Here is an 8,746-nt window from a genome sequence, read left to right as displayed (position 1 = left end):
TACGCCCGGTCGCTGCGGGCGGGCAGCTCGAACGAGTCCGGGTCCGCCAGCACCTGGTCGGGGTCGGGCAGGTCGGAGTGCGCCAGCCAGGCCAGCAGCTCCAGGCCGGGGCCCTCGCCGACCGCGCCGGTCACGAGCACGCGCCGCACGTCCGGGGAGGCGCCGACGTGGTCACAGGCGGCGAGCAGCCGGGCGGTGGTCTCCCAGCTGCGCGGGCTGGGCCAGCCGCGGCTCGCCGCGTGCGCCGAGGCGGGCACCTGCAGCACGAGTTCCGGCCGCAGTTGCAGGAACGCGGCCACCAACGCCCGCCCGGCGGTCACCCGTGCGGTCGTCGGCCCGGTCTTGCCGATCACCGCCGGGGTCGGGAAACCCTGCGCGAAACCGGTGGCGACGGACGTCGCGCTGACCGTCCAGTCCAGGTGCACCAGGCGGTTGGCCAGGGGTGGCGACAGGTCCCAGCCGTCGGCCGCCTGCTCCGGCGGGTTGGCCGCCGCGACCACGCGGATCCCGGCGGGCAGCCGCAGATCGCCGACAACCCGCTCCAGAACCACGCGCAGCATGGCCGCCTGCACCGCGGGCGGCGCGGTGGTCAGCTCGTCGAGGAACAGCAGCCCGTCGGTGGCCGTCGCCAGCCGGCGCGCCCAGGACGGTGGCGCCATCCGCACCTCGTCGTCGGTGACCACCGGCAGCCCGGCGAAGTCGGACGGCTCGCGCAGCGAGCCGATCACCACCTCGACCGGCCAGCCGAGGCTCTCGCCCAGCGCGGTGACGACGGAGGTCTTGCCGGTGCCGGGGCTGCCCCAGAGCAGGACCGGCACTCCGGCGAGCACGCAGACGGCCAGTGCGTCGTGGCTAGCCGACGTGTCGATGACGGGCCCCCTCATATCCCCACGAATGCGTCACCAGGAAGTCTAGTGGGCCGTTCCGAATGCCACAAATGCGGGTTTGTCGTCGTTTACTCCATTTCCGGACCGATGCACCGGAGGTAGGTTCTTTGCCCATCATTCGCGCACCGCAGGAAATGCTCGAGTCCGGTGTTTACGTCGACCTCGAACCGGCGGTCGACCGGCGGTTCTTGCTGAAGTGTGAGGGCTTCAACTTCGCCGGCTCGATCAAGCTCCGCTCGGCGGCCGGTCTGGTGGCCGCCGCGGAGCGGGCCGGCCGGCTGCGGCCGGACTCGGTGCTGATCGAGTCGTCGTCGGGCAACCTCGGCCTCGCGGTCGGCGTGATCGCGGCCGACCGCGGGCTCCGGTTCGTCTGCGTGACCGATCCGCGGTGCGGCCTGGGCACCGTCAGCCTGATGCGCGCACTCGGCGTGGAAGTGGTCGTGGTGGACGAGCCGGACCCGGTCGGCGGGTTCCTCAAGAGCCGGCTGGACCACGTGCGCTCGCGGTGCGCGGCGGACCCCCGGTACGTGTGGCTCGACCAGTACGCCAACCCGGCGAACTGGCGGGCGCACCACGACCTGACCGCGGCCACCGTCGCGGCCGACCACCCGGAGCTGGACGTGCTGTTCGTCGGGGCCGGCACGGGCGGCACGGTCATGGGCTGCGCGAGGTACTTCCAGGCCGCGGGCGGCAGGACGAAGGTGGTCGCCGTCGACGCGGCGGGGTCGGTGAGCTTCGGCGGTCCGCCGGGCGCCCGGCTGATCCCCGGCCTCGGCACCGGCGTGCGGCCGCCGCTGATCGACCCGTCGCTGGTCGACGACGTCGTGTACGTGGCCGAGGTCGACACCGTCCGGTGCTGCCGGGCGCTGGCCCGGCGCGGCCTGCTGCTGGGCGGGTCGACCGGAACGGTGGTCAGCGGTGCGATGTCCTGGCTGGCCGCGCACGACCCGGACCGCCGCTTGTCGGCCGTCGCGGTGGCGCCCGACCTCGCCGACCGCTATGCGCACACCGTGTACGACGACGAATGGGTGCTGGTGCACTTCGGCGCGGCCGCGCTGGAACCGCTGGATCTCGCGGCGGAACAGTGGCCACGACTCACTGCCGAGCGGCAGCCGCGGCTGCGCCGGTCCGGCGCCCCGACATTCCGGTAATCATCCCGGTCAAGGAGATGAAATTGTGAACAAAGCTCTGCTCCGCGATTCCTTCCACGTTTACGACACCACTCTCCGAGACGGCGCGCAACGGGAGGGCATCGCCTACTCGGTCACCGACAAGCTGGCCGTCGCCCGCCTGCTGGACGAACTGGGCGTCGGTTTCATCGAGGGCGGCTGGCCGGGCGCGATGCCGAAGGACACCGAGTTCTTCGCCAGGGCGGCGGCCGGTGAGCTGGCTCTGCGGCACGCGGACCTGGTCGCGTTCGGCGCCACCCGCAAGGCGGGCGTCCGGGTCGAGCAGGACCAGCAGGTCCAGGCGTTGCTGGCGGCACAGGCGCCGGTGGTCACGTTGGTCGCGAAGTCCGACCGCAGACACGTCGAGCGCGCGTTGCGGACCGACGTCGCGGAGAACTGCGCGATGGTCGCCGACACCGTGCGGTACCTGACCGCGCACGGGCGCCGGGTGTTCCTCGACGCCGAGCACTTCTTCGACGGCTACGCGTTCGACCCGGACTGTTCGCTGCGGGTGCTGGAGGCCGCGGTGCACGCGGGCGCCGACGTGGTCGTCCTGTGCGACACGAACGGCGGCCAGCTTCCCTTGCAGCTGGCCGAGACCGTGGCCGAGGTGCTCGCCCGCACCGGGTTCCGGCTCGGCATCCACTGCCAGGACGACGCCGCCTGCGCGGTGGCGAACACGGTCGCGGCCGTGCAGGCGGGCGTGACCCACGTGCAGTGCACCGCGAACGGCTACGGCGAGCGCGTCGGCAACGCGGACCTGTTCGCCGTCGTCGGCAATCTCGTGACCAAGCTCGGCATGCCCGTGCTGCCCGCCGAGTCGCTCGCCGGGCTGACGAGGGTGTCCCACGCCCTCGCCGAGATCGCGAACATCGCACCCGACACCCACCAGGCCTACGTCGGGTCGTCGGCCTTCGCCCACAAGGCGGGGCTGCACGCGAGCGCGATCAAGGTGGATCCGTTGCTGTACAACCACATCGATCCAACCGTCGTCGGCAACGACATGCGGGTGCTGGTCACCGAGATGGCCGGCCGGGCCAGCCTCGAGCTCAAGGGACGCGAGCTCGGACTGGACCTGGCCGGCCACCCGGCCGCGCTCGGCAGTGCGCTGCGCAGGGTGAAGGACCTGGAGGCCCGCGGCTGGTCGTTCGAGGCCGCCGACGCGTCGCTGGAACTGCTGCTCCGCTCGGAGTTGGCCGACCTGGAGGCGCCGCCGTTCGTCCTGGAGTCCTACCGGGTCGCGCTCGACCACCGCGTCGACGGCGAGATCGTGTCCGAGGCGACCGTGTCGGTGCGGGTCGGTGACGAAGTCGTGCGGGCCACCGCTGAGGGGAACGGCCCGATGCACGCGCTGGACGCCGCCCTCCGCGAGGCGTTGCTGCCGCACCTGCCCTGGTTGGACCAGGTCGAGCTCGCCGACTACAAGGTGCGCATCCTGCCGGGCCACGGCGGGACCGACGCGGTGACGCGGGTTCTGGTCGAGTCCACCGACGGCGCGCGGAACTGGGTCACCGTCGGCGTGCACGGGAACATCGTCGAGGCGGGCTGCCTCGCGTTGCAGGACGCGTTGTGGCACAAGGCGATGAGCCTGAGCGACCGGGTGGGACTGAGCCACGGGTGACAGTGCCTTCATCACTCGCGGCCGGCAGCGACTCGCGGCCGCCGGACTTCGTCGACGCCTTGCTCGACTCGTTGCACCTCGGCCGCTTCGTCGACCAGGGCCTGCCCGTGCCGGTCGGGCGAAACCAGAACCATCGCGGCACCACGGAGTCCGGTCAGGACGTGTTCGTCAAGGTGCTGGTGGGTGAGCCGCGCGAGCTGGCCGGCAGGCTTCGACGGGCGCTGGACTTCCAGCGAATCGCCGACGGCGTAGCGGTTCCCGGGCTGCGCGCGCCACGGTGCCTCGGCCACGACCCGGCGCGGGGCGTCCTGGTGTTCGAACTGCTCCGCGACGCGCGCAGCGGCCGGGAACTGCTCGCCGACCAGGAGTTCGACGCCGACCTCGCGGCCCGTTCCGGGTCGGCGATCGGTTCGCTGCACGCCATGGTCGCGGACCCCGCCATCGACACGTCCACGCCGCACCTGCCACCGGTCGAATGGCTGCGGGCGCTGCCCCAGCACGTGTTCGACAACTCGAGCGGCGCCGCGCTGCGGGCGTGGCGGCTGATGCAGCGGGACCGGGCGCTGGTCGACGCGCTCGTGGCCCTGCGCGCGGGGGACGAGCGCACCGCGTTCGTCCCTGCCCACTGTGACCTGCGGCTCGATCAGCTCCTGCGGTGCGACGGCGAGCTGTACGTGATCGACTGGGAGGAGTTCCGGCTCGCCGATCCCGCGCGCGACGTCGGCGCCTTCGTCGGGGAATGGCTCCACCACGCGGTCTTCTCGATCCGGCTGGCCGGCGACGAGGACGCACCCGAGGTCAGGCTGTCCGGCGACGACATCCGCGCCGCCATCGCCACGGCGATCGACGGGTTCCGGCCCACGGTCGCCTCCTTCTACGCCGCCTATCGGGCCAGACGGCCGGTCGGGGACGGCTTCGCCGCGAGATGCTGTGCCTACGCCGGCTGGCACCTGCTGGACCGCATGCTGGCCGCGACCGAGCGCCAGGCGACGCTGGGTGCGGTCGAACGCGCCGGCGCGGGCATCGGCCGAACCCTGGTGTGTGCGCCGGACCGGTTCGTCGACACGGTCGGGCTGGGATGAGCATGCCACCGACCTCCGGTCTCTGTCCCGTGGTCGCCGCCGCCATCGACCGCGTCACGGTCGACCCGGCGTACCGCGCCGCGACCGTGGACGACGACGAGATCACCGCGGACACCGCGCGGGAACTGGTGCGAGGGCTCGGCGACCGGTTGTACCGGCACCTGCATGCCGGGCTCACCACCGGGACCAACCGGTTCCCGCGCCGCGATGTCGCGCTGGAACGGGAGCTCACCGAGGCACTGCCCGTGGCCACCACGTCGGTCACCGTGCCCGTGCTCATGGTTGACGACGACGGCGCGGTCGTCGTCGAACGGGACGGCGTCCGGGTCACCGTCGCGCCAGCAGCCGTGACCGCGACGCACCCGGACGGCACGGTCGACATAGCGGTGAGCACCGCTCGCCCCGCGCTTTCCCCGGGATTCTTCCTCACCACGCAGGAACATTCGGGCGAGAAGAAGGCGGTGCTCAGGGTCTACCTGCACCTGCGGGACATTCCCGGACTGTTGTTCGCGTGGCGCCGGGTACTGGGCTGGTTGCACCAGGCGAAGGCCGACTACCGGGCGAAAGTCATCTCCAGGCCCGAATATCTGCCGAGACGCGACGCGCTGGTCGTGTACCTCGACGCCGGGTCGGCGGACCTGGCGACGTGGTTGCCGCGGGTCCTCGACGGTTGCCCGGGCCTCGGCGAGCAGACCTCGGCGTTCGCCGCCAGGGTCCATCCGGGAGTGGCCGTCGCCTGGGAACCGGCCGACACCCGGGTGGGAATGCGTGAGCTGAGCTTCGGCCAGCACCGCGCGATGGCGATGGCGACCGGGTTGGTTCGCCAGGCGACCGCACCGAGAGCCGCCAGCGGAGCGGAATCGGTTGCCCGCGCGTTCGTCGAGGCGAACATCGATCCCTTGCGGCCGTGGCGGAACCTGGACTCCCCGGACCTACCGGGATTGTGTGCGACACACATCGAGAAGAGGAGTACGGATGAACACGTATGAGCTGGTGGCCGGTTACGACATCTACACGACGGCCGAAGAACTGTCCGTCGCGGCTCAACCGGCGGCCATGGAAAGCATCCAGAGCATCACGACGCCATCGCCGCTGTGCCCGACCCCGTGCGTGGCCAGCGTCCTCGGTTGCGTGTGACGACCGGTTCCGGAACCGGCCGCCCCCGCCAGGACCGTTGGCGGGGGCGGGAGGCGGACCGCGCCGCGGATCTCGTGTCGCTGCTCGCCGAGCGCCTCGCCGATCCTCGCGCCGTCGCCGAGACCGCGGCGCGGCTCGAGGAAGGCGTGCCGCCAGGCAGCACCGGTGCGTGGGTCCCGGCGGGGCTTGCCGCCGGGCACCCGGGGATCGCGTTGTTCTACGGCCACCTCGCCGAGACCGAGGACCGCCACGCCGCCGTGGCCCACCGCCACCTGCTGGCCGCGATGCGGGCGGTACGCACGACCCCGCCACGCGGCCTGTTCCTGGGGCCGGCGTCGGTCGCGTTCGCCGCGCAGACCTGCGGCGCGCACACCGGCGCCTACACCGCCTTGCGCGCGACGCTGCTGAACTGGACCGCCGAGCACCAGGTGGCGCGGATCGACGCCGCACTCGCCGGACGGACCGGAACCGCGGAGGGGACCTACGACGTCGTCACCGGCATCAGCGGTCTCGGCCGGGTGCTGCTCGACGCCATGGACGACCCCGCGGAGCACACCGCCGCCGTCGCTGCCGCGACCGCGGCCACGATGCGTTACCTGGTGCGGCTGAGCCGGCCCAGGTCGGTCCGCGGCAGGCAGGTGCCGGGGTGGTGGACCTCGCCGGAGCAGCTCCCGCTGGACCACGACCGGCGACGTCACCCCGACGGCGCGGTGAACGTCGGGATGGCACACGGCATCGCCGGTCCGCTGGCACTGCTCGCTCTGGCCGCGCGACGAGACGTGACCGTGGACGGCCACCTCGACGCGATCCGGTTCCTGTGCGGCTGGCTGGCCGACACCGCCGTGTCCGATGAGGACGGACCGTTCTGGCCGTCCCGGGTGGGGTTGTCCGCTGGCGCCGACGAACAGCCGGTGCGGTCCCGGGACGGGTGGTGCTACGGCGTGTACGGCGTGGCGACCGCGCTGTACCACGCGGGAACGGCGTTGAACTGTGCGGAATGGCGCGCCCTGGCCATACGCGCGGTCCGCGGTGCGCTGGCCCGCGGCACCCGGCCGACGGACCCCTACCTGTGCCACGGTTACGCCGGCGTCCTGCACACGGTGCACCGACTGGCCGTGGCGGAGAACGACGCCACGCTGCTGCGACACGCGTTCCGCCTCGCCACCGAGGCATTGGCCTTCGTCGACGGGGACGCGCCCTTCGTGGTCACCGCCCCCGCACACGACGTCGCCACGCACGGGTACCGCGTCTGCCATCGCGCCGGCCTGTTGGACGGCGCCGCGGGACTGGGGTGTGCCATGTGGACGCTGCTGGTCGGCCTCGACAGCGCCCGGACACGCGCCTGGGACCGGATGCTGCTCCTGAGCTGAGGCACCGAAGGCGAAAGCGGCACTACTGGCCGAGCCTGCCCGACAGCAGCGTGCGGACGGCGGGCCAGTCCTCGGCGGTGACGGAGAACAGCACCGAGTCGCGCACCGACCCGTCCGCCCGCCGCTGGTACCGGCGCAGCACGCCTTCGAAGGTGGCGCCGATGGCCGCCATGGCGCGCTGCGAGCGGACGTTGCGGATGTCGGTGACCAACTGGACCCGGCCGACGTTCAGGTGCTCGAAGGCGTGCTCGAGCAGGAGCAGCTTCGTCTGCGCGTTGACCGCCGTGCCCCACACGGCGGGTGCGTACGCGGTCGCCCCGATCTCCAGGCGGGCGTCGTGCGGTGCGGCGTTCAGGTACGACGACATCCCGACGACGCTGCCGGCGGCCACTCCCGCGTGCTCGGTGACCAGCCTGATGATCCAGACGACCCGGCCGATCGAGCGCATGCGGGCCAACCACTCGGCCTGCTCGGCCACGCTCGTCGGCCGGAACGGCAGGTGCCGCCACACCCGGTCGTCGGCGAGCGCGGCGAACAGGGGTTCGGCGTCGTCGTCCGTGTGCTGGGTCAGGCTGACGACCGAACCCGTCAGCACGGTCTCCGGCGAGGGCGGCCACCGCATCGGCGGCCTCGGCGAGTCGTTCTTCCGCGGATCGGGCGGGGCCTGCCAGCCGCTAGTCAACGCCACTCCTCACCTCGGCCACACTCCGGGCGGGCGAGCCGCTCAAGGCGAAGCACGCCGCGGCCCCGGCGAACAACAGGATGGTGACCGCCACCGCCGCGCGGGTCACCCCGTGCACGAACGCGGCGTGTGCGACGTCGGCGGGGGAACCCGGCGGCCTGCTCGCCAGGAACGCCGCGCTCGCGTTCAGCGCGACGCTGCCGGACAGTGCCACCCCGACCGAGCCGCCGAGCTGCTGCGCGGCGGTGCGCACCGCCGAGATCACGCCGAGCCTGCCGCCCGCCACGCCGCCGATCGCCAGCTGCGCCGAGGTGGTCAGCGTGATCCCCAGGCCGAGGCCGATCAGCACGACGGCGGGCAGGATGTGCACGGGGTAGTTCGCGTCCACCGGGAGGAACACGAACGCCAGCGTCCCACAGCCGAGCACCGCGAGCCCCGCGGTGAGGAGCACCCGGCCGCCGACGCGGGGGGCCAGCCGCGCCGCCAGCCCCATCGAGCCGAGGATCACCGCGACCACGAGGGGCAGCACGGCGACGCCGGTGGCGATCGGGCCGAAGCCCATGTAGTTCTGCAGCTGGAAGGTCAGGAAGACCAGCGCGCTGAGCAGGCCGCCCTGGGCGAGCCCGACACCCAGCAGCGCGGCCACCCGGCCGCGTTGCCCGACGACGCCCCACGGCAGGGTCGAGGCGGGGGACCGGCGCGCCTCGCTGATGCCGAACGCCACCAGCAGCACCGCACCCGCACCGGCCGGGACGAGCACCTGCTTCTTGTGAATTTCGTGGTGTTGGGTTAGTTTGT

At 72.6% G+C, this 8,746-nt stretch carries 9 protein-coding genes; 6 read left to right on the top strand and 3 right to left on the bottom strand.

Going from position 1 to position 8,746, the window contains the following annotated elements:
• Positions 1–884, bottom strand: an 884-nt coding sequence (locus ACJ73U_RS13885; protein ID WP_407778011.1) for an AAA family ATPase, incomplete at its 3' end; no start/stop codon positions are given.
• A 110-nt stretch (positions 885–994) separates the two neighbouring features.
• Between ACJ73U_RS13885 and sbnA the strand changes: the two genes are divergently transcribed.
• Genes sbnA through ACJ73U_RS13855 form a run of 6 tightly spaced genes read left to right on the top strand, consistent with a single transcriptional unit; the run spans position 995 to position 7,266 of the window.
• Entirely contained in the window at positions 995–2,038 is a 1,044-nt protein-coding gene (gene sbnA, locus ACJ73U_RS13880) for a 2,3-diaminopropionate biosynthesis protein SbnA (RefSeq protein WP_407778010.1), read from the top strand.
• 25 nt (positions 2,039–2,063) lie between these two features.
• Positions 2,064–3,677 (top strand): citramalate synthase, encoded by a 1,614-nt coding sequence (gene cimA, locus ACJ73U_RS13875; protein WP_407778009.1) that lies wholly within the window; start codon positions 2,064–2,066, stop codon positions 3,675–3,677.
• Positions 3,674–4,759, top strand: coding sequence for a class V lanthionine synthetase subunit LxmK (gene lxmK / locus ACJ73U_RS13870; protein WP_407778008.1), 1,086 nt, complete (start codon positions 3,674–3,676; stop codon positions 4,757–4,759). The genes cimA and lxmK overlap by 4 nt, the downstream gene beginning before the upstream one ends.
• Positions 4,756–5,748, top strand: a complete 993-nt coding sequence (locus tag ACJ73U_RS13865; RefSeq protein WP_407778007.1) for a T3SS effector HopA1 family protein — start codon at positions 4,756–4,758, stop codon at positions 5,746–5,748. The genes lxmK and ACJ73U_RS13865 overlap by 4 nt, the downstream gene beginning before the upstream one ends.
• Positions 5,735–5,896 carry a hypothetical protein gene (locus ACJ73U_RS13860; RefSeq protein WP_407778006.1) on the top strand — a complete coding sequence of 54 codons (162 nt, stop codon included), beginning with the start codon at positions 5,735–5,737 and terminating at the stop codon, positions 5,894–5,896. Before ACJ73U_RS13865 ends, ACJ73U_RS13860 begins: the two co-directional genes overlap by 14 nt.
• Positions 5,893–7,266 (top strand): lanthionine synthetase C family protein, encoded by a 1,374-nt coding sequence (locus tag ACJ73U_RS13855; protein WP_407778012.1) that lies wholly within the window; start codon positions 5,893–5,895, stop codon positions 7,264–7,266. The genes ACJ73U_RS13860 and ACJ73U_RS13855 overlap by 4 nt, the downstream gene beginning before the upstream one ends.
• A gap of 22 nt (positions 7,267–7,288) precedes the next feature.
• On the opposite strand, the gene ACJ73U_RS13850 is transcribed toward ACJ73U_RS13855, so the two are convergent.
• Together ACJ73U_RS13850 and ACJ73U_RS13845 are read right to left on the bottom strand one after the other, a co-directional pair.
• The gene (locus tag ACJ73U_RS13850; protein WP_407778005.1) at positions 7,289–7,948 is read right to left on the bottom strand and encodes a GNAT family N-acetyltransferase; all 660 of its coding nucleotides are present in this window, start codon (positions 7,946–7,948) and stop codon (positions 7,289–7,291) included.
• A partial coding sequence (locus tag ACJ73U_RS13845) for an MFS transporter (protein ID WP_407778004.1) occupies positions 7,941–8,746 on the bottom strand: 806 nt, incomplete at its 5' end. The genes ACJ73U_RS13850 and ACJ73U_RS13845, both read right to left, overlap by 8 nt.

Origin of the sequence: Actinophytocola sp. (assembly GCF_045807065.1) — a bacterium.
Classification (GTDB): Bacteria; Actinomycetota; Actinomycetes; order Mycobacteriales; family Pseudonocardiaceae; genus Actinophytocola.
The sequence above is the reverse complement of the archived record's forward strand: the minus strand, read 5'-3'. Positions and strand labels throughout refer to the sequence as shown.